15 protein-coding genes are annotated in these 19,673 nt (G+C 71.7%); 6 read left to right on the top strand and 9 right to left on the bottom strand.

Annotated features, from left to right (window positions below; translation table 11 throughout):
• The first annotated feature begins 45 nt into the window (after positions 1 to 45).
• On the top strand, positions 46 to 1,077 hold the full coding sequence (locus ACFV20_RS08345) for a lytic polysaccharide monooxygenase (protein ID WP_385653873.1): 1,032 nt from the start codon (positions 46 to 48) through the stop codon (positions 1,075 to 1,077).
• 112 nt (positions 1,078 to 1,189) lie between these two features.
• On the opposite strand, the gene ACFV20_RS08340 is transcribed toward ACFV20_RS08345, so the two are convergent.
• Positions 1,190 to 2,050: an esterase/lipase family protein gene (locus tag ACFV20_RS08340; RefSeq protein WP_385653870.1), complete on the bottom strand. Its 861-nt coding sequence runs from the start codon at positions 2,048 to 2,050 to the stop codon at positions 1,190 to 1,192.
• 162 nt (positions 2,051 to 2,212) lie between these two features.
• The gene (locus tag ACFV20_RS08335; RefSeq protein ID WP_385653867.1) at positions 2,213 to 2,659 is read right to left on the bottom strand and encodes a MarR family winged helix-turn-helix transcriptional regulator; all 447 of its coding nucleotides are present in this window, start codon (positions 2,657 to 2,659) and stop codon (positions 2,213 to 2,215) included.
• Positions 2,660 to 2,739: 80 nt separating this feature from the next.
• Between ACFV20_RS08335 and ACFV20_RS08330 the strand changes: the two genes are divergently transcribed.
• A complete protein-coding gene (locus ACFV20_RS08330; protein ID WP_385653864.1) occupies positions 2,740 to 3,114 on the top strand; it encodes a cupin domain-containing protein in 375 nt (124 codons plus the stop codon).
• Between the two features lie 15 nt (positions 3,115 to 3,129).
• Here the strand turns inward: ACFV20_RS08330 and ACFV20_RS08325 are convergent, their stop codons facing one another.
• Both ACFV20_RS08325 and ACFV20_RS08320 read right to left on the bottom strand, forming a co-directional pair.
• Complete coding sequence (locus tag ACFV20_RS08325; RefSeq protein WP_385653861.1) at positions 3,130 to 4,140, bottom strand: hypothetical protein; 1,011 nt, start codon at positions 4,138 to 4,140, stop codon at positions 3,130 to 3,132.
• On the bottom strand, positions 4,110 to 7,583 hold the full coding sequence (locus ACFV20_RS08320; RefSeq protein WP_385653860.1) for a DNA polymerase III subunit alpha: 3,474 nt from the start codon (positions 7,581 to 7,583) through the stop codon (positions 4,110 to 4,112). The genes ACFV20_RS08325 and ACFV20_RS08320 overlap by 31 nt, the downstream gene beginning before the upstream one ends.
• A gap of 224 nt (positions 7,584 to 7,807) precedes the next feature.
• On the opposite strand from ACFV20_RS08320, the gene ACFV20_RS08315 reads away from it, so the two are divergent.
• Entirely contained in the window at positions 7,808 to 8,824 is a 1,017-nt protein-coding gene (locus ACFV20_RS08315) for a DUF3533 domain-containing protein (protein WP_385653857.1), read from the top strand.
• 269 nt (positions 8,825 to 9,093) lie between these two features.
• Here the strand turns inward: ACFV20_RS08315 and ACFV20_RS08310 are convergent, their stop codons facing one another.
• From ACFV20_RS08310 to ACFV20_RS08300, 3 genes are all read right to left on the bottom strand, one after another.
• Positions 9,094 to 10,176 carry a S1 family peptidase gene (locus ACFV20_RS08310; RefSeq protein ID WP_385653855.1) on the bottom strand — a complete coding sequence of 361 codons (1,083 nt, stop codon included), beginning with the start codon at positions 10,174 to 10,176 and terminating at the stop codon, positions 9,094 to 9,096.
• Between the two features lie 398 nt (positions 10,177 to 10,574).
• Positions 10,575 to 11,480: a S1 family peptidase gene (locus ACFV20_RS08305; protein ID WP_385653853.1), complete on the bottom strand. Its 906-nt coding sequence runs from the start codon at positions 11,478 to 11,480 to the stop codon at positions 10,575 to 10,577.
• Between the two features lie 383 nt (positions 11,481 to 11,863).
• Complete coding sequence (locus ACFV20_RS08300) at positions 11,864 to 13,156, bottom strand: DUF5685 family protein (protein ID WP_385653851.1); 1,293 nt, start codon at positions 13,154 to 13,156, stop codon at positions 11,864 to 11,866.
• Positions 13,157 to 13,444: 288 nt separating this feature from the next.
• On the opposite strand from ACFV20_RS08300, the gene ACFV20_RS08295 reads away from it, so the two are divergent.
• Positions 13,445 to 13,885 (top strand): cell division protein SepF, encoded by a 441-nt coding sequence (locus ACFV20_RS08295; RefSeq protein WP_053672325.1) that lies wholly within the window; start codon positions 13,445 to 13,447, stop codon positions 13,883 to 13,885.
• A 49-nt stretch (positions 13,886 to 13,934) separates the two neighbouring features.
• Here the strand turns inward: ACFV20_RS08295 and ACFV20_RS08290 are convergent, their stop codons facing one another.
• Together ACFV20_RS08290 and ACFV20_RS08285 are read right to left on the bottom strand one after the other, a co-directional pair.
• Positions 13,935 to 15,125, bottom strand: coding sequence for an acyl-CoA dehydrogenase family protein (locus tag ACFV20_RS08290; RefSeq protein WP_385653848.1), 1,191 nt, complete (start codon positions 15,123 to 15,125; stop codon positions 13,935 to 13,937).
• 130 nt (positions 15,126 to 15,255) lie between these two features.
• Positions 15,256 to 16,857: an MFS transporter gene (locus ACFV20_RS08285; RefSeq protein WP_385653846.1), complete on the bottom strand. Its 1,602-nt coding sequence runs from the start codon at positions 16,855 to 16,857 to the stop codon at positions 15,256 to 15,258.
• Positions 16,858 to 17,120: 263 nt separating this feature from the next.
• Here ACFV20_RS08285 and ACFV20_RS08280 point away from each other — a divergent pair, with 263 nt between their 5' ends.
• Positions 17,121 to 18,416, top strand: a complete 1,296-nt coding sequence (locus ACFV20_RS08280) for a hypothetical protein (protein ID WP_385653844.1) — start codon at positions 17,121 to 17,123, stop codon at positions 18,414 to 18,416.
• Positions 18,417 to 18,642: 226 nt separating this feature from the next.
• The gene (locus ACFV20_RS08275; RefSeq protein WP_385653842.1) at positions 18,643 to 19,638 is read left to right on the top strand and encodes a phosphatase PAP2 family protein; all 996 of its coding nucleotides are present in this window, start codon (positions 18,643 to 18,645) and stop codon (positions 19,636 to 19,638) included.
• Positions 19,639 to 19,673: the final 35 nt, after the last annotated feature.

The raw sequence follows: 19,673 nt of genomic DNA, 5'->3' as shown, positions 1-19,673 counted from the left end.
TCGGGCCGGGACCTGCCCCCCTGCACCGTTTCGAGGAGTTCCCGCATGCCCGCACGCCGTACGGCCGCCGTCGTCACCGCCCTCGGCGGCCTCCCCCTCGCCCTGACCGCGCTGACCGCCGCCCCGGCCGCCGCGCACGGGTCGATGGGCGATCCGGTCAGCCGGGTCTCGCAGTGCTACGCCGAGGGGCCCGAGAGCCCGAAGTCGGCGGCCTGCAAGGCCGCGGTCGCGGCGGGCGGCACCCAGGCCCTCTACGACTGGAACGGCATCCGCATCGGCGACGCGGGCGGCCGGCACCGGCAGCTCATACCGGACGGCAAGCTCTGCAGCGCGAACAACGCGGAGTTCAAGGGGCTCGACCTTCCCCGCCGCGACTGGCCGGCGACCGGCGTCCGCAGCGGTTCGCACACCTTCAAGTACCGCGTGACGGCCCCGCACAAGGGCACCTTCACCGTGTACATCACCAAGCCCGGCTACAACCCGGCCAAGCCGCTCGCCTGGAAGGACCTGGATCTCGCGAAGCCGGTCGCGACCTCCACCGACCCGGCCGCCACCGGCGGTTTCTACACCTTCTCCGGCAAGCTGCCCCAGCGCTCCGGCAAGCACGTGCTGTACGCGGTCTGGCAGCGGTCGGACAGCCCGGAGGCGTTCTACTCCTGCTCGGACGTCTCCTTCGGCGGCGGCACGACAGGCGGCGGCACGACAGGTGGCGGCACGACAGGCGGCGCCGCGGCCCCTGCCCCGTCCGCCTCCGCTCCCAGCGAGAAGCAGATCAAGGACGGCAACGCCAAGTCGAGCGTCGAGCACCACGGACACGGCGACAACGACCCCCGCACCTCGGCGGCACCGGCCGCGGCCCCGAAGAAGCAGGCCACGCCGGACCGGCCCGAGGCCGCCGCGCCCGCGCCGAACCGGCCCAAGGCGGCCGGTGCCACGGAGAACCTCGCCGAGACCGGCGGGGACGGCAGCACCCCGTACGTCGCGATCGGCGGTGCGGCGGCCCTGGCGCTGGGCGCCTCGGCTCTGTTCCTCTCGGCCCGGCGCCGGGCGGTGGGCGGCGGCCGGCACGGCCGCTGATCCCCACCACCGCGCCCATGACTCGGGTCCTGTCCGGCGGCTCAGGCCGGACAGGACCCGAAACGTTTCCCCGACACGTGTCAACGGGCGGCACGCCAACGGGTGACACGTGTCATTCGAAGGCCGACAGACAGGTGGTGGGCGTCGCGCGGCCCGGGTCGAGGGCGTTGGCCACCTCGTGGAAGACGACCCGGTCGAGCAGCCCGGCGGCCACGTGCTCGGACAGGTCGACGGCGCACAGGTCCTGGAGCAGGACGTTGCGCACGTCCGGCCCGCTCAGGTACTGGGTGCGCCACGGCGTGACCACCTCGTCGTACCGGGTGGCGATGACGGTGTAGCGCACGCCGGGCACGGTGTCGCCGCCCGCGTTGAGCTTGGTGAGGAAGGCGGAGCCGGTGACCTGGTCGGCGAGGGCGGGGGTGTTCTTCGAGAGCAGGTCCGCGGCGCCCGGGAAGTAGGGCAGCAGGTTGGTGAAGCCGTTCAGATCGGTGCCGTGGTTGCTGGGCGCGATGCCGACCAGGGCGTGCACCTGGGCGGCTCCGCCGAGGAACTTGAGGTAGTAGCGGGGCATCATGCCGCCCTGCGAGTGTCCGACGATGTCGGTCTCGGCGGCGCCCGTGGCCGCGAGCACCTTGCCCACGAAGTCCTTCAGCTGGACGGCGGACCTGTCGACGGGGCCGAGGCCGTGGAAGAGGGGGACGCCTTGCAACTGGCCGTAGTCGAGGGAGAAGACGCAGTAGCCGCGGACCTGCAGGTAGGGGGCGAGGCCCAGCCAGTTGTCGACGGAGTTCCCGAGGGTGCCGTGGACCAGGACGACGGGGCGGGGGTGGGCGGCGGACGGCTTGCAGGAGTAGTCGTTCCAGCCGGAGCTCGGGGCGCCGGCGGCCTGGGCGGTGGTGGCGGGGACGGTGACGGCGGCGGCGGTCAGCAGCAGCGCGGCCAGGGGTCTGAGCACTCGTTTCCAGGGCAGCATCGGGTGATCTCCTTGCGGCTCAAGGGAGGTGCGACGGCACGGGGCCCTGTGATCCGGATCACGGGATGCTGTTCATTCGTCAAGTTACGGGCGAGTAGCCGAACTGGGAAGTTACGCGTCAGTAAAAACTTGCGGCGACAACCGGCCCGGGCCGGCACCCCCTCACCAGGCGGGCCGCACCGGCCCACGCGGGGCGATCCGCAGCAACTGCTCCGCCAGCGTCCGCAGTTCCCGCTCCCCCAGCAGATCCGCCCACTCCCGTACCGCTTCCGCGGCCACCTCCTCCGCGGCCCGGGTGCAGCTCCACCCGCGCTCGGTCATCACGACCAGCCGCGCCCGCGCGTCCCGGGGGTGCGGCCGCCGCTCGGCGTACCCCTTGCGCACCATCTCGTCGACGAGCTGACTCGCGGCCTGCTTGGTCACCCCGAGGTGGGCGGCGAGGTCGGTCACCGTCGCGCCGTCCGGCGCGAGCCGGGCGAAGGCGAAGCCGTGCGCGGGCCGCATCCCCTCGAAACCGCGGGCGATCACGCCCTCGTTGATGCGTTGCGTGAGCCCGCCGGCGACGGCGAGCAGGGCGGCGGACAGGGCCATGGCCTCGGAGTTCTGCACAGGGGCATTGAAACACCCTTGACGCGATGGTCAAGCTGCTTGACTATATGGTCAAGCAGCTTGACCAATTGGGAGGCCTCATGCCCTTCGTCCGATCGTCCGAAGCCGTCATCCACGAGATCCACGGCGCCCGTTTCGTCTCCTACGCCACCCCGGGCAGCGGCAGCAAGGAGTTGTGCGCCTGGCGCGGTGAGATCCCGGCCGGCCTCAAGGCGCCCGCGCACACGGTCAGCCGGGAGGAGATCTTCCATCTGCTCGACGGAGAGCTGCTGATCACCCTCGACGGCCGCACCGAGCGGATCGCGGCCGGTGACACGGTGATCGTCAACCCCGGCGCCACCCTGACCGTCGAGAACCCGACCGACCGGACCGCGTACTCCTGGGTCACCACCTCGATCGGCCTGGAGGCCCGGCTGACCGACGGCACCCGCATCGTGCCGCCGTGGGCCAACTGAGCCCGGGGCGTCCGGTCAGGCGACATGGAACGTCACCGCTCCCGCCGGCCGCACCGCCTGCGCGCCGAACCGGTCCCGGGCGCGATCGGCGGCGGCCTCGACACGGCGGGCCTTCTCGTCGGCCGGCTCGAAGAGCAGCTGACGGGAGGCCCGTTCGGCGGCGATCAGGTTCTCCGCCCGCAGCGAGACGGTACGGACGCGGGCGCGCTGCAGGGCGAGTCGGTCGTGGAGGTCGTAGGCGAGTGCCGTCAGCGCGCGGGTGTGGGCGGTGGGCTCGTGCAGCGTGCGGGTGCGGGTGGTCGTGGAGCGGTCGGCGTAGCGGACGGTGAGCGTGAGGGCGCAGGCCACCTGGGACTCGCCGCGCAGCCGTAGACCGAGGCGGTCGGTGAGGGCGAGCAGGGCGGCGCGCTGCCGGTCCCGGTCCAGCTCGTCCTGGGTGAAGCGGTGTTCGACGCTCATCGAGCGGGGCGGGGCCGAGGGGACCACCGGTGTCGGGTCGAGTCCGCGGGCCGCGTCGTGGAGCCGGCGTCCGGCGGTGGCACCCAGGATGCGCTGCAGCGTACCGAGTGGCGCGGCGGCGATTCTGCCGACACTGTCCAGGCCGTACGAGGACAGGGTGCGGGCCGTCGCCGGTCCCACGCCGTGCAGGGCGGCGGAGGGTTTCTCCGCGAGGAAGGCGGCGACCGCGCCGATGTCGTCGGGCAGGGTGCGGACCGCCGAGGGCGGGCCGCCGGCGGCGACCATACGGGCGAGCAGCGGGTTCGCCGCGACACCGACCGTCGAACGGAGCCCGTACAGCCCGCCCGTGCGCGCTCGGATGCGCTCGGCCAGCGCCGTGGCGTCCGTGCCGAAGTAGCGCAGACTGCCGGAGACATCGGCCAGCGCGGCGTCCGGGGGCAGCGCCTGCACCAGGGGGGTGTACTCGGCCAGCAGGGCGAGAAGACGGCTGTAGAGCTGCTCGTCCGCCAGGTCGTGGAAGTGGATGTAAAGGATGTTCACCCTGCGCTCCCGGGACTCTGGTGCCACAGCTTGCGGCTCTGTTTGACGGACTCGCCGGGCGGCTGCAGATCCGCCCAGGGATGCAATGCGTAACCGGTCTCCAGCCGGAGGCTCCGGCCGCTCTCGGCCCTGCCCGGTGCCGTATCGGCCCGGGTGAGCCGTTCCGTCACCGTCGACAGGCCGCCTTCGCGGCGCAGCTCGGCCAGTTCGGTGAGGTCCCAGGCGGCGGAGCCGGTCACCGACAGCGCCTTTCCGCTGCCTCCTCCCCGGCGCTGCACCACTCCGCGCACGAGCAGCAGCCAGGAATGGAAGACGGTGTGCGCGCAAGCCTCGTGGCTGTCCTCGAAGAACGCGCAGTCCACCAGGCCCGTCGTGTCGTCGAGCGTGGTGAAGATGACGCGTTTGCCGGAGCGGACCGGCGGGGTCTGAACGGCTCCCTTCGCCCCTGCGACCAGCACCACCTGGCCGTGCGGCAGGTCCTGCAGCCGCTTCGCGGTGACGACGCCGAGTTCGTCCAGCAACTCCCGGTGGTCGCCCATGAGGTGGCGGGAGGCGTCCATGCCGAGCACTCCGAGCTCGGCTCCGAGCCGCTCGGCGTCGTCCAGGTCGGGCAGCCCGGCGGGGGCGACCGTGCCGTGGGCGCCACCGGCCTCCCCCAGTGTCAACTGGCCCTGCGCGGAGCTCCGCCGGCCGCGGTGCAGCTCGGCGAGGTGCAGCAGCAGATCGCGGCGGTTGCGGCCGAAGGCGTCCAGCGCACCGACCTGCGCGAGGCGTTCGGCGACGGGCCGGGAGGGCCGGGCCCGGGAGGCGAAGTCCTGGAGCGAGCTGTAGGGGCGCCCCGCCGCGATACGGGCCGCCTCACCCTCGCTCATCCCCCGTACGTCGCACAGCGCGAGCCGGATCCCGTGCACCGGCCGACCCGGCCGGCCCCCCTGCGCATCAGACACCAGTTCGATTCGATAGGCGGCGTCCGACGCGTTCACATCCAGCGGCAGGATCGGCACACCCCGCCGCCGGGCGTCCGCGAGCAACAGCCGCTTCGGGTACATCCCCGGGTCGTGCGTGAGGAGTCCCGCGTAGAAGGCGGCCGGATGATGGGTCTTCAGCCACGCCGACTGGTACGAGGGCCCCGCGAAGGCCACCGCGTGGGCCTTGCAGAAGCCGTACGCCCCGAACGCCTCGACGATCTCCCAGGTCCGTTCGACGACCTCCTCCTCGTACCCCCGCCCGCGGGCCTCCTGAGCGAACCACGCCCGCACTCGTCCGACCTGCTCGGCGTTGGACAGCGCCCGTCGCGTGTAGTCGCCGAAGGCCAGGGTGCAGCCGGTCATGACCGACAGGATCCGGATGATCTGTTCGTGGAAGACCACCACGCCGTACGTCTCCCGCAGCGCGGGCTCCAGATCGGGGTGGGGGCAGCGGGGTGCCTGACGCCCGTGCCGGGACTTGATGAACGGATCGACCATGTTGGCCGCGACCGGTCCCGGCCTGAACAACGAGATGTCGACGACGAGATCGTGGAAGGTCTCGGGCTGCAACCGGGCGATGAGGTCGCGCTGGCCGGGCGACTCGGTCTGGAAGCACCCCAGGGTCTGCGAGGACTTGATCAGCTGGAACGTCTTCGGGTCGTCCGGCGGCACCTGGGCGCTGTCGTCCAGGTCGACGCGGTGGCCGGTGGCCCGTTCGATCTCGGCGACGGCGTGCGCCATGGCGGACTGCATGCGCACCCCGAGCACGTCGAGCTTGAGCAGCCCGAGATCCTCCACGTCCTCCTTGTCGAACTGGGACATGGGGAAGCCCTCGCCGCTGGTCGGCATGACCGGGGTGCGGTGCAGCAGCGTCGCGTCGGAGAGCAGGACACCGCACGGGTGCATGGCGATGCCGCGCGGGAGCGCGTCCAGGGCCTCGACCAGGTCCCACATCTGCGGGCCGTACGACTCCGGGTCGATGCCGCGCAGCTCCGGCAGTTCCCGCAGAGCGGCCCGGGCGTCCCGGGCCCGGATGTGAGGAAACGATTTTGCAAGCCGGTCCACGTCGGCCGGGTCCATACCGAGGGCGAGGCCGACATCGCGTACGGCATGCCGCACCCGGTAGGTCTCCGGCATGGACACGGTGGCCACCCGCTCCGGACCGAAGCGGTCGAGGATCGCCCGGTAGACCTCCAGGCGCCGGGCGGACTCCACGTCGATGTCGATGTCGGGCAGTTCCGTACGCCGGTCGGACAGGAAGCGCTCCATGAGCAGACCGTGTTCCACGGGGTCGGCGGTGGCGATCCCGAGGAGGTGGTTGACCAGGGAACCCGCGCCGGAGCCACGGGCGGCGACCCGGATGCCGAGGTCGCGGGTGTCGGTGACGACCTGGGCGACGGTGAGGAAGTACGAGGCGTACCCCAGTCTCTCGATCAGACGCAGTTCGTCCTCCAGCCGCGCCCAGCGGCGGCGGTCGCGGTCGTAGCCGCGCAGCACCATGGCGGCGGCGCACTTCGAACGCAGCACCCGCTCGGGGGTGCGCCGGTGGCCTCCGACGAGTTCCGGCTCGGGGAAGTGCACACGGCCGAGCCCCAGATCGTCCTCGGGGTCGACGCGGCATGCGGCGGCGGTCTCCTCGGTGACCTCCAGCAGCCGGCGGGCGGTGTCCGCACCGTATCCGGCGGCTTCCGCGACCTGCCCGGCGATACGGGCCATGTCCGCCGCCGGCTTCAGCCACCGCTCGCCGCAGTCACGCTCGCCGCGCGGATCGATCGGCACCAGGCGACGCGCGGAGTCCAGGACGTCCGCGACCGGGCCCTGGCCGGGGTCGGCATAGCGCACGGCGTTGCTCAGGACGGGCGTGATCCCCTGGTCCGCGGCGAAGCCGAGGGCGCGGGCCGCGAGCCGGAGCGAACCGGCGCCCGTGCCGCCGCGGCCGTGGCAGACGACCTCGACGCGCAGCGCCGCGTCCCCGAACCGTTCCCGCCAGGGCGCGAGCAGCTGGGCGGCGCGGTCCGGCCGCCCTGCGGCCAGGGCGCGGCCGACGTCCGAGGTGGGGCCGAGCAGCACGGTGAGACGGTCCCCGCCGAGGTCTTCCCAGGGCAGCAGGGGCCGCCGGTCCCCGGCGGTGTCCGCGTGCGCCGCGCTCACCAGCCGGCACAGCTCGCCCCAGCCCCGCGCCCCGTCCCGGGCCAGGAACACCACGCGCTGGGCGGACTCGTCGACGAACGCGCCGCCGCGCGCCGGTGCGCGTCGCCGCTGGGTGCGTCCGGCCGTCCCGGGAGGCTCCGCCACCGCGAGATCCACGCCGAACAGCGGACGGACACCGGCCTGACCTGCGGCCTTGGCGAACCGGACGGCCCCGCCGAGCGTGTCCCGGTCGGTCAGGGCGACCGCGTCCATTCCCCGCTCGACGGCCCGCTCCACGAGCTGCTCGGGGTGCGAGGCGCCGTACCGCAGGGAGAACCCGGAGACGGCGTGCAGATGCGTAAACCCGCGCATCCCGACCACCTCGCCACTGCCTGCCCCCTGTCTTCACGTTGCCACTCCGGCCCCTCCGGGGTGATGACACCACCCTAGACCAGCATCGAACATTTATGCGATTCGAGGGGAGGGTGTCGCGCACCGCCGGAGGAAGGCAGCGCACGCCCCCGCCGCATACGCGCGCGACACCCATTCGACCCACCCCACCTGCAAGAACGCCCCCGCCCCCTGACGGTGAAGGCATGCACCGCTCCTTCCCGGCCGAAGTGAGAGACGCCGTCACCCCGCGGGCCACCCTGCTCATCGTCGGCGTGGTCGCGCTCCAGCTGCTGTTCATCGCCTCGTACGTGGGAGCGCTGCACGATCCGAAACCCAAGGACGTGCCCTTCGGCGTGGTCGCCCCCCAGGCCGCGGCCGGCCAGGCGGTCAGCCGGCTCGAGCAGCTCCCCGGCACCCCCTTGGATCCCCGCGCGCTGCCGAACGAGGCGGCGGCCCGGACCCAGCTCACCCACCGTGACATCGACGCGGCGCTGATCATCGACCCCAGGGGCGACACCGACACCCTCCTGGTCGCCTCGGCCAGCGGCAGGATCCTCTCCACCACGCTGACGGCCCTCGTCACCACCCTGGAGAAGTCCGAACGGCGCACCCTCCGCACGATCGACGTGATCCCGGCCGCGCCCCACGACCCCAACGGGCTCTCGTCCTTCTACCTGGTGATCGGCTGGTGCGTCGGCGGCTACCTGGGCGCCGCGGCCCTCGCCATCAGCGCCGGGGCGAAACCCTCGAACCCCGCCCGCGCCGCGATCCGTCTGGCGGTCATGGCCCTGGTCGCGATCATCGGCGGCCTCGGCGGAGCCCTCATCACCGGCCCCGCCCTGGACGCCCTGCCGGGCGGCACCGCGGCCCTCTGGGGCCTGGGCACCCTGATCATCTTCGCCGTGGGCGCCGCCACCCTCGCCCTCCAGGGCGTCTTCGGCACGATCGGCATCGGCCTGGTCATCCTGCTGGTGGTCATCCTCGGTAACCCCAGCGCGGGCGGGGCCCTGCCCCCGCCCCTCCTCCCACCCTTCTGGAAGGCGATCGGCCCGGCACTGCCCCCCGGCGCCGGCACCTGGTCGACCCGCTCCATCGCCTACTTCGACGGCAACGCGATGACCGGCCCCCTCCTGGTCCTGTCGGCCTGGGCGGTGGCGGGAGCCGCGATCACCATGGCGGCGGCCGTCGCACGAAAGCGCACACGAGCGACTGCCCCGTGACCACCGCCGGCCCCGCACCCGCGTACGGCGAGAAGGGGCCGTGTCGGGGGGCCGCCCGCAGCGGTCGGCGCGTCGACGAACAGTCAGTCGGCACGCAACCCCATCGCGCCGTTCCGAGGACGGACACCCCCCGGCGCGGCCCCGACCCACCCCCACCGCGAAGGCGAAACGAACGCGCACCCACCGAACAGCCGCACACCTCAACAGCCGCACACAGCGAAAAGCCCCGCCCCACATGAGGGGGGCGGGGCTCCACACACTCCGAGGCGTCAGCCGATCTGCGTCCCGGTAGCCGACAGCGCCTCGGTCACCGGCTGGAAGAACGTCTCCCCGCCCGAGGTGCAGTCACCGCTGCCGCCGGACGTGAGCCCGACCGCCTTGTCCCCGGCGAACAGCGACCCGCCACTGTCACCCGGCTCCGCGCACACGTCGGTCTGGATCAGCCCGTTCACGATGTCGCCGTTGCCGTAGTTCACGGTGGCGTCCAGACCCGTGACCTTGCCGTCGTGCACCTGCGTGGTCGACCCGCTCCGGGTGACCGCCATGCCGACGGTCGCCTCCGCGGCGCCCGAGATCTTCTGGGTGGACCCGTTGTACAGGTTCACCTCACTCGGATGCGCCACCTCGGCGGTGTACTTGACCAGCCCGAAGTCGTTCTCCGGGAACTGCGAGTCCGCGTTGGTGCCGATCTCCTTGCCGCTGGAGTCCGACCACGTGGAGATGCCCTCGGTGCAGTGACCGGCGGTCAGGAAGAACGGCTCGCCGCCCTTGACCACGTTGAAGCCCAGCGAGCAGCGCCCGCTGCCTCCGGTGATCGCGTCACCACCGGCGACGAAGGGCTTGTACTCCCCCTTGGACCGCTTGAGTTCGGCCTTCGCGCCGAGCCCGTCCACGACCTTCGTCAGGGTCGCCCACTCGGCCTTGGAGACCGTACGGTCGGCGGTCACGACGACCTTGTTCGTCGTCGGGTCCGTCACCCAGGCCGTACCCGGGATCGTCGCGTCCTGCTTCAGCGTGCTGCGGGCACTCTTGAGTTCGGCGAGCGAGTTCGCCACGACTCTCGCCTTGGCGCCGGCCTTCTCCACGGCCTGCGCGGCACTCTCGTCGAGCACGTTCACCGTGAGGCTCTTGCTCTTGGTGTCGTAGTACGTCCCGGCCGCGTCGCCACCCAGGTCCTCGGCCAGCGACGAGGCGAGCTTTCCGGCCGCGGTGACCGACAGGGTCCGGGGCGCGGAAGTCTCCGGGGTCTCACTGGCGTTCGCGGTCTGGAACGTCACTCCCGCGGCGACCAGCGCGGCAATGCCCGCACCTGCCACGGCTGCACGCCGCTTGGGTATGCGTCGGTGCTTCAACTTTCGTCCTCCAGTGGGGGGTCGGCGCGGGAGATTGTGGGGATCTCCGCGAGCCGGAAGGCTTCGTTGACGAGCGCCACTATTCCGACGCCGCCGGGGAGCACACAAGGGTGAGTTCGAGACGCGCGTAGACAGCGCTTCGCACGCCCCCTCATTTTGACCGTCCGCGATCAAATCGGACCCAACTCCCGTGCGTTCGCAGGGCAAACATTACGCGTGAGTAATGTGTGCCCACTCTGTGACGTCGCCCCATGGCTGAATTTCGCCCCTCCTGGAACCGGTTGAGAGGGGCTCTGGCACAACGAGGAGACCCCCTCTCCCCACACGCGGAAGCCCCCGCACGCCAGGTGCGGGGGCCTCGAAGTGCTGCGAGGTGCTGCGAACTGCCGCCGGGGGGCTCAGTACACGCTGAGGCCGTAGGCGCTCAGGGCCTCCGTGACGGGCTGGAAGAACGTCGTACCGCCGGAGGAGCAGTTGCCACTGCCGCCCGAGGTCAGACCGTACGCCGTGCCGTTGCTGCCGTAGAGCGAACCGCCGGAGTCACCGGGTTCGGCGCAGACGGTGGTCTGGATCAGGCCGGAGACGACGTCACCGCCGCCGTAGTTGACGGTGGCGTTGAGCGCGGTGACACGACCGCTGTGCGTACCGGTCGTGGAGCCGTCGCGGATGACGGTGGTGCCCACGCTCGGGGTGGCCGCACGCGTGATGTCCACGCCGTTGGCGGTGCCGGGACGGCTGACGGACCCGCTGTAGCGCACGAGACCGTAGTCGTTGCCCGGGAAGCTGGAGCCGGCGGTCGAGCCGATGACCGTGGTGCGGCCCGAGTTGGAGTACCAGGTGCCCGCGCCGTCGGTGCAGTGACCGGCGGTCAGGAAGAACTGCTGCCCGCTGCTGTTCTGGACATTGAAGCCGAGGGAGCAGCGCCAGCTACTCGCATAGATGGCGTCGCCGCCCTGGATCAGCTTGCTGAACTTGCCGGGAGTGCGCTTGATCGTGAGCGCGTCGGCGTTGGCGCCGGCCTGCTGCTTGATCTTCGCGATCTCCGCCTGTGTGACCGTGCTGTCCACGGTCAGCAACACGCGGTTGGTCTTGCTGTCGACGGCCCAGGCGGTGCCCGGGATGTCGGCCTTCAGCAGCGAGCCGCTGGCGCTCTTGAGCTCGGCGGCGCTGAAGGTGGTGGGGGTGTCGGAGGCGTTCGCGCTGGGGATCGCGATCGCTGCGGCGGCAACGAGGCCGGTGGAAACGGCGATCAGCCGGGTCCGTCTCGAAATGCCACTGCGCGGGGTGGTGCGCTTGATCCTCACTTTTCGTTCCTCCACAAAGGAAGTCGGGGGCCCTCGTGGGGTTTCGGGCCCGTGAGGCGCAGCCTGGGGCCGACTGTCCGGATTCCGAACACGCCGTGCCCCTGACAAGCGCTGAGGGGGAGTATTCGGCCGAACGGCCGGTCGGCGCAAGAGTGCCTTTCGGACTTCAACCTTTGATGGATCTTTACCAAGTCGCCCCGCAGGCGCTTTTCAGCCCCAGAGGGCGCAAAGGGATCGCGGAACGCCCGGCGCACGGCGGACGTCAGGGGCGAAACCCCGCACACCCCACGCCCCTCCACACACCGGCGCGACCCTCGGCACCCGCGGAACGCACACCCGCCCTGTCCGGAAGTCGACCCTCCGGATCATCACACCGGTCCGGGTCAGCCGTCGCAGGGGCAGCAGCAGTCGCACCCGTCGCAGTCGCAGTCCCGGCAGACGCCCTCGCGCTTCTTGCGGGACCACGGCCCCTCGTACTCCTTGGCGCAGCACAACTGGCAGGTGCAGCACAGGAGCCAGAACATCCCGCAGCCGGCCCAGAACCCGCGCCTGCGCGGCGGCTGGGGCACCGGCGCACCGAACCCGCCCGCACCGAAGCCGCCACCGCCGTGCGCGCCTCCGCCACCGTCCGCGCCTCCGCCGCCGTAGGCCTCTCCCCCGCCGGCGTACGGATTCCCGCCACCGCCGGCGTAAGGATTCTGCGGAGAGCCGTAGGCCCCCTGAGGCTGCTGTCCGTAGAGACCCGGCCCCTGCCCAAACACATGTCCCGGTCCAGGCCCCTGTCCCTGAGGGCCGCCGCCCAGATGGGAGGCGCAGACCGGCACCGTGCCGAACGCCCGGTCCACCGAGCGCCGCAGCTCGTGCACGAGCAGCAGATGCACGAGTTGCTCGTCGGCGAACTCCACGTCGCGCAGCGCGAGCCGCACCCCGTGCACCGCGTCGTCGGCGAGCCGCCGGGCCTCCATGAGGGAGGTGCCGGTCGCGGTGATCGGGTTCCAGGCACCTGACGCGGCATCAGCGTGCCGGTCCTCCACGGCGTCCAGGAGGTGAGCGAGGCGTCCGAAGAGCCGGCCGGCCTCGGCGAGCGGCCCGGCGTTGCCCGGCCGGCCCGCGAGGACCGCCGTATGCGCGAAGGCCGCGGCGGTCGCGGTCTCGGTCGGTTCGGTGACCGCCAGGATCGGCGTCCCGGGCCCGGCCAGCGCCTCGATCCCGGCCTGCCGGTCCACCGCCTCGACCAGCAGCGACGTGTCGAATCCCACAGCGGTGCCGCTCCGGGCACCGGCCGTGTCCCAGCCCGCCGCTACCCGGCGCGCGGCGCGGGCCACCGGCTTGCGGGCCAACAGCCCGTCACCGTCGGTGACGTGATCGCGGACCTTCGCGGAAGCCAGAACCAGGGAGACGGCCGCCGCGAGCCGGGCGCCCTCGCCGTGCGCGACGGAAGCGGTCCGCATGCCGCGCAGCGGGCAGGGACCGGCCGTACGCCGGCCGGTCGCCTCGCGCCCGGCCTGAGCCTCCGTCAGAACGGAGATGAGCAGCCCGTCATAATTCGTGACGACTCGGGCGAACTGCCCGTGATCACCGCGCAGTGCGAGGCAGAGCCCGCACAAATGCGCCATCCACTGGCTTGCGAGCTTCTCCCCCAGGCGGTGCCTGCAGGGCCTGACGATTCCGAACACAACGCTCCCCCGAACCTCGTAACGACGTTGAGCTGCGGCATCGTATCGGCCCGCATTCACCCGTACGCCCCGCCCGTCACCCGTACGCCGAGAAGAATCATATTTCACTCACAGTCAGCAGCCGTTTGGGAAACGGCCCTTGGGACACACGGACTCTCGACGGATTCGCTGTGCACCAGTACCGTCACAAACCCCCCGTGCGGCGTCTATCCACTTGGCGCGCCATCCGCATCATGGACGACCATAGGGATGCGGAAAGCAGAAAGACCGCTGTGAGAGGAGGCGTCCATGGGATCGGTACGCAAGGCAAGTGCCTGGCTTGGCCTCGTCGACGACAACGAAGACGAGCGTTACTACGACGACGACGACTACTCCGACGGGAACGAGCCCGGGGAGGCCTGGGTCACCGATCCGCGTGTCAAGGTGGCCTCGGACGTGGCCGAGGAGAAGGGCCGCCGGATCGGCACGGTGACCCCGGACAGCTTCCGGGACGCGCGGGCCATCGGCGAGCTGTTCCGCGAGGGCGTGCCGGTCATCATGAACCTCACGGCCATGGAGGCCTCCGACGCCAAGCGCGTGGTCGACTTCGCGGCCGGGCTCATCTTCGGGCTGCGCGGTTCGATCGAGAGAGTGTCGACGCGGGTGTTCCTGCTGACCCCCGCCCACACGGAGATCGTCAACGGCGACCCGGCCGGACACCGCACGGACGGCTTCTTCAACCAGAGCTGACGCAGGGCCGCTCACCGGCCCTGCCTCAGCGCGGGGTCACCGGACCGGCCTACCGGAAGGCGTCGAGTCCGGTGAGCGCCTTGCCCAGCACGAGCTGGTGCATCTCGACGGTGCCCTCGTAGGTGAGTACCGACTCGAGGTTGGTCGCGTGCCGCATCACGGGATATTCGAGCGAGATCCCGTTGGCGCCGAGAATGGTCCGGGCCGTACGGCAGATCTCGATCGCCTCCCGGACGTTGTTGAGCTTGCCGAAGCTGACCTGCTCGGGACGCAGGCGGCCGGCGTCCATACGCCGCCCCAGATGATGGGCGAGCAGAATCCCCTTGTGCAGTTCGACCGCCATGTCGGCGAGTTTGGCCTGGGTGAGCTGGAAGCCGCCGATGGGCCGTCCGAACTGCTCCCGCGACTTCGCGTAGTCGACCGCGGCCTCGAAACTGCTGCGGGCCGCGCCCATGGCGCCCCAGACGATCCCGTACCGGGCGTGGGACAGACAGCTGAGGGGTCCGCGCAGACCGGTGACGTCCGGCAGGACGGCGTCGGCGGGCAGCCGCACGTCGTCGAGCACGAGTTCGCTGGTGACGGAGGCCCGCAGGGACCACTTGTGCTTGATCTCGGGAGCGGAGAACCCGCCGCTGTCGGTGGGCACCGCGAACCCGCGGATCCCTTCGTCGGTCTGCGCCCAGACCACGGCGACACCGGCGACCGACCCGTTGGTGATCCACATCTTGCGGCCGTTGAGGATCCAGTCGGAGCCGTCGCGCTTGGCATAGGTCCGCATGGAGGCGGGGTCGGACCCGTGGTCGGGCTCGGTGAGCCCGAAGCAGCCGATGACCTCACCGGCGGCCATGCGGGGCAGCCAGCGCTGCTTCTGCTCCTCGCTGCCGAAGCGGTGGATGGCGTACATGGCGAGGGAGCCCTGCACCGAGACGAGGGAACGGATCCCGGAGTCGGCGGCCTCCAGCTCCAGGCAGGCCAGCCCGTACTGGACGGCGGACGCGCCGGCGCACCCGTAGCCCTCCAGGGACATGCCGAGGGCTCCGATGCCGCCGAGCTCCCTGGCCAGCTCGCGGATCCCGGGCAGCTCGCCCTTCTCGTACCAGTCGGCGACGTAGGGCAGGACCCGGTCCGTGGCCCAGGCCCGCACGGTGTCCCTGATCCCCAGGTCCTCCGGCTCCAGCAGGTCGTCGAGGCCGAGGGGATCGGCGGGGTCGAAAGCGGGCAGCTTGGATGAACCGGACATGATCGACACCCTCCGAAGCTCTTTAACTAGCAGTGCTAACCAAGACGCTACGACGTCAGCCCACCCGCGCACCACCCATGGCTGACAGGGGAGAGGCGAAACGACAGGGTCGAGGCAATACGGCAGGGCCTCACACGGAGACGCGTGAGTCGGCCGCGTCCCTGGGAGCGGGCAGCTCCACCTGCTCCGGCTCACACTGCATCACCCGCGGCAGCCGCAGCGCCATCGCCGCGCCCAGCAGCAGCAACCCCGCACTCACCAGCAGCGTCACATGCAGGCCGTGCACGAACGCGTCCCGGGCGGCATGCCGCAGCGCGGTACCGGCGGACCCGCCGAGCTGTGCGGCGACCTCGTACGCCTCCCCCAGCGAATGACCGGCCGACGCGGACGCCGACGCCGGGACACCGGGCACGCCCGACAGCCCGGGCGCGTACGCCGCGTTCATCACCGTGCCGAGCAGCGCGATCCCGATGCCCGCCCCGAGCTGGTACGACGTCTCCCCGATCGCCGCCGCCCCACCGGCCTGCTCCTGCGGCGCCTCGCTCAGCATCGACTCGTACGCCCCGAACAGCGTCGTCTCCAGTCCGAAGCCGAGCAGCACGAACCCGCTCAGCATCAGGGCGCAGTCGTCCGTGCGCCCCAGCGCGGTCAGCAGCACCACCGCGAACGCCGTGAGGCAGAACCCGGCGCACACCATCCGGCGTGGCCCGAACCGCCGCAGCAGCCGCGCCCCCGCCAGCCCGGCCGCCATCGCGGCGAACGTCAGCGGCAGCAACCGCAGCCCGGTCTCCAGCGGCGACAGCCCCAGCACCAGTTGCAGGTACTGCGCCGCGATCAGTTCCAGCCCCACCAGCGCGAGCATCGCCAGCACGATGCACCCGACGGACGTGCTGAACGCCGGCCGGGCGAACATCCTAAGGTCCACCAGCGGATACGTCCGCCGCCGCTGGCGCCGTACGAAGGCGACCAGCAGGACGGCGCCGACCACGAGGGACGGCACCGTGAGCAGGCTGCCCAGGGACTCCCCGCTGCCGAGCCGCTTCACTCCCAGCACGACACCGAACAGCCCGGCCGCCGCCATCAGCGCGCCGACCACGTCCCAGGGACCCTTGCCGTCGCCCTTCGACTCGGGCAGCAGCACGCGTCCCACCGGGAGGCTGACCAGCATCAGCGGGATGTTGACGAGGAACACCGAGCCCCACCAGAAGTGCTCCAGCAGGAAGCCGCCGAGCAGCGGACCGACCGCCGCGCCCACCGCGGCCACGGCGCTCCAGATGCCGATCGCGAGCGCCCGCTCGCGCCGGTCGGGGAAGACCTGCCGCAGGATCGACAGGGTCGCGGGCATGATCATCGCGCCGCCGACCCCGAGCAGCGCCCGCGCCACGATCAGCAACTGGGCGCTGTCGGCGAGGGCCGCGAGCCCGGAGGCGACGCCGAACAGCGCGTACCCGAGGAGCAGGACTCTGCGGCGGCCGATGCGGTCGCCCAGCGTGCCGAACAGGATCAGCAGCGAGGCGCAGACCAGCGGGTAGACGTCGACGATCCAGAGCAGCTCTATCCCGCCGGGCTTGAGGTCCTCGGTGACGGCGGGGACCGCCACGTGCAGCACGGTGGCGTCGACGGCGACCAGCAGCAGGCTGACGCAGAGGACGACGAGGACGACCCAGCGGTTGGCACCGGCCCCGGCCGCCCGACGGCGCAGCGCGGCAGCGGCCGTGGTCGTCCCGGACATGTACGTACCTCCCAGATGTTCCCTCGCGATCGGCGGGCTCACGGGGTGGGGGACGCCCCCGCGACTCGGCCGGAGAGGAGCGGAAGCCTCCGGCCCGCGCAAACGAAAAGCGAGTGACACGTCAGCGTACGCGAGTCCCCGGCCAAGACCAGTGGCGGACCTCTCAGACCTCCGGTGGAAGGATGTGGCGTACGCCACTTCCTCCGGTGTCGTTCACGCCGTGCCCGGCCGGGCGGTTCCGGCTCCGGTCGATAATCGGGCGCGTGACCGATCTCGAGACGCGCGCGGCCCCGTCCCGCGCCGGGGCGCTGCGCCGGGCGGCCCCGGCGCTCGCCGGGTACGCGGCCGTCCGCGCCCTGGGCCTGCTGGCGCTGTTCCTGTGGAGCGCGGCGCGGGACAAGAGCGCGTACACCCTGCTGACCGCCCGCTGGGACGCGCTCTGGTACGTCAGGGTCGCCGAGCTGGGGTACGGCTACGAGGTGCGGCTGCCGAACGGGGACGTGCACTCGAACCTGGCGTTCTTCCCGTTGCTGCCCTGGCTGGAGCGGCTCGTGGCGGCGGTCTCGCCGCTGTCGTACGCGGACGGGGGGTTCCTCGTCAGCCTGGTCGCCTCGCTCGCGGCGGCGTGGGGGATCTTCGCGGTGGCGGACCACGTGTACGGCCGGCGGGTGGGCGTGTGCGCGGTGTTGCTGTGGGCTGTCCTGCCGGTCGGGATCGTGCAGTCGATGGCGTACAGCGAGTCGCTGTTCACGGCGCTGGCGGCGTGGTCGCTGTACGCGGTGCTGACCGGCCGGTGGGTGACCGCGGGCTCGCTGGCCCTGCTCGCGGGACTGACCCGCCCGGTGGGCCTTGCCGTGGTGGCGGCGGTGTGGACGGCGGCGGCTCTCTCCTTCCTGCGCGACGGACGCGCGCCCGGCTCGCAGACCCCGGGCACCCAGGACGCCCCGCCCGACCGCACGACCGGCCCGGGCACCCCCGCCGACCGGACGACCGACCCGGGCACCCCCGCCGACCGCACGACCGACCCGGGCGCCCCGGGGGCCGCCGCCGGCCCCGCGGCCCGCGGCCGGCGTCTTGTCGGCGTGGTCCTGGCCCCTCTCGGCACCGCGGGTTACGTGCTGTGGGTCGGCCACCGCACCGGCGGGGGCCCGCTGGGCTATCTGGACGTCCAGGCCGGATGGCGCAACGGCTTCGACGGCGGTTACGCCTTCGGCCGGTTCGTCGCCGAGAAGTTCACGTCGTTCCCCGCGGCCCTGGCCGGCGCGGGGCTGCTCCTCGGGGTCGCGTCAGTCGTCTGGCTGTACGTGACCGGAGTACGTGGGCGCCAGCCGCTTCCGTTGCTGGTCTACACCGGGGTCGTGACCGCGCTCGCACTGTGCGCGTCGAGCTACTTCGGCTCGAAACCGCGTCTGCTGCTGCCCGCCTTCCCGCTGCTGCTGCCCCTGGCCGTGGCGCTGGCCGGAGCGCGTCCTCGCAGGTCAGCAGCGGTGTTGGGGTGCGTGGCGGTGGCCTCGGCCGTCTACGGGGCGTTCTGGCTGAACGGTTCCGGTCCGCCCTGACCCGCTGTGAGCGCCGGGGGAATTCCGCACCATCCCCCGGTGAACGAATTCAAAAGCGCAATAAAACCCCATCCGGAATGATCAAAGGAATTGAAGGCCACAGCGGCCGACGATTACAGATTCGCTGGAAATAAACCTCCTCCTGAGAGGAATCCCACATCACATCGTCATCACAAAGCCGTTGATTCGCCCGGGATCCGAGCTCACTCGCTGTAACGTCGATTGGGTGCGTACCGAACCGAAGCTCACCCGTCTGGACCGGGTGTTCGCCCGGCTGGACCGTGAGCCGGAACGACCGGCCCACATCGATGTGCCGAAGATGAGCAGGCACCGCATCGTGCTCTTCGCGGCCACCCTGGCCTTCTACGGCGCGATCGTGTGGGCCGTGGTGATCACGTCCTGGCTGGTGCGGCTCGACTGGCAGGTCATGTTCTTCCGCCCGTACCAGCAGTGGTCGGAGATCCACTGGTTCGTCGACTACTACGTGGTCCTCGGCCAGCGCGGCCCGACCGCCGTCATGGTCGCGGCCTGGCTGGGCTGGCGCTCCTGGCGGCAGCACACCCTGCGCCCCCTGCTCGCGCTCGGCGTCTCGCTGTTGCTGCTGAACATCACGGTCGGCGCCGCCAAGTACGGCATGGGCCGCCTGGGGCCGCACTACGCGACCGTCATCGGCTCGAACGAGATGTGGCTCGGCGGCGATATATTTCCGAGCGGTCACACCGCGAACGCCGTGGTCACCTGGGGAATCCTGGCCTACCTGGCCTCCAGCGCGAGAGCCCAGCGCTGGTTGTCCGCCGTGTCCGCGGTGACCTCGCTGGGCGTCGGCATGGCCACCGTCTACCTCGGTACGCACTGGCTCAGCGACGTGCTCCTCGGCTGGACCGCGGGCCTGCTGATCATGCTCGGCCTGCCCTGGTTCGAGCCGCTGATCGCCCGCGCCGAGGACGCCCTCTTCGATCTGCGCGACCGTGTCCGGGCCCGCAGGCGCCGCACCGCGGTGGCGCCGGCCGGCCCGCCGCCCGTGGTGGTCACGCCCCTGCCCGCCGACCGCGACGACGTCGCGGCCCGCGCCTCACGGACACCGGCCCATCTGGCGCCGGGCCCGCACACCGCCCGTTCGGAGCGCTCACCGGTCACCCCGGCCGGCAGCCGCCGCCCGCCCCACCCCGAGCGCCACCCGCGCGGTTCGACACCGTCGGCCCGCCCCGTGACGGGCGGCTGACCAGGAGCGGTACGCCCCTCTCACCCGGCATGGCG

The organism is Streptomyces sp. NPDC059696 (genome assembly GCF_042733745.1).
GTDB lineage: Bacteria > Actinomycetota > Actinomycetes > Streptomycetales > Streptomycetaceae > Streptomyces.
The sequence above is the reverse complement of the archived record's forward strand: the minus strand, read 5'-3'. Positions and strand labels throughout refer to the sequence as shown.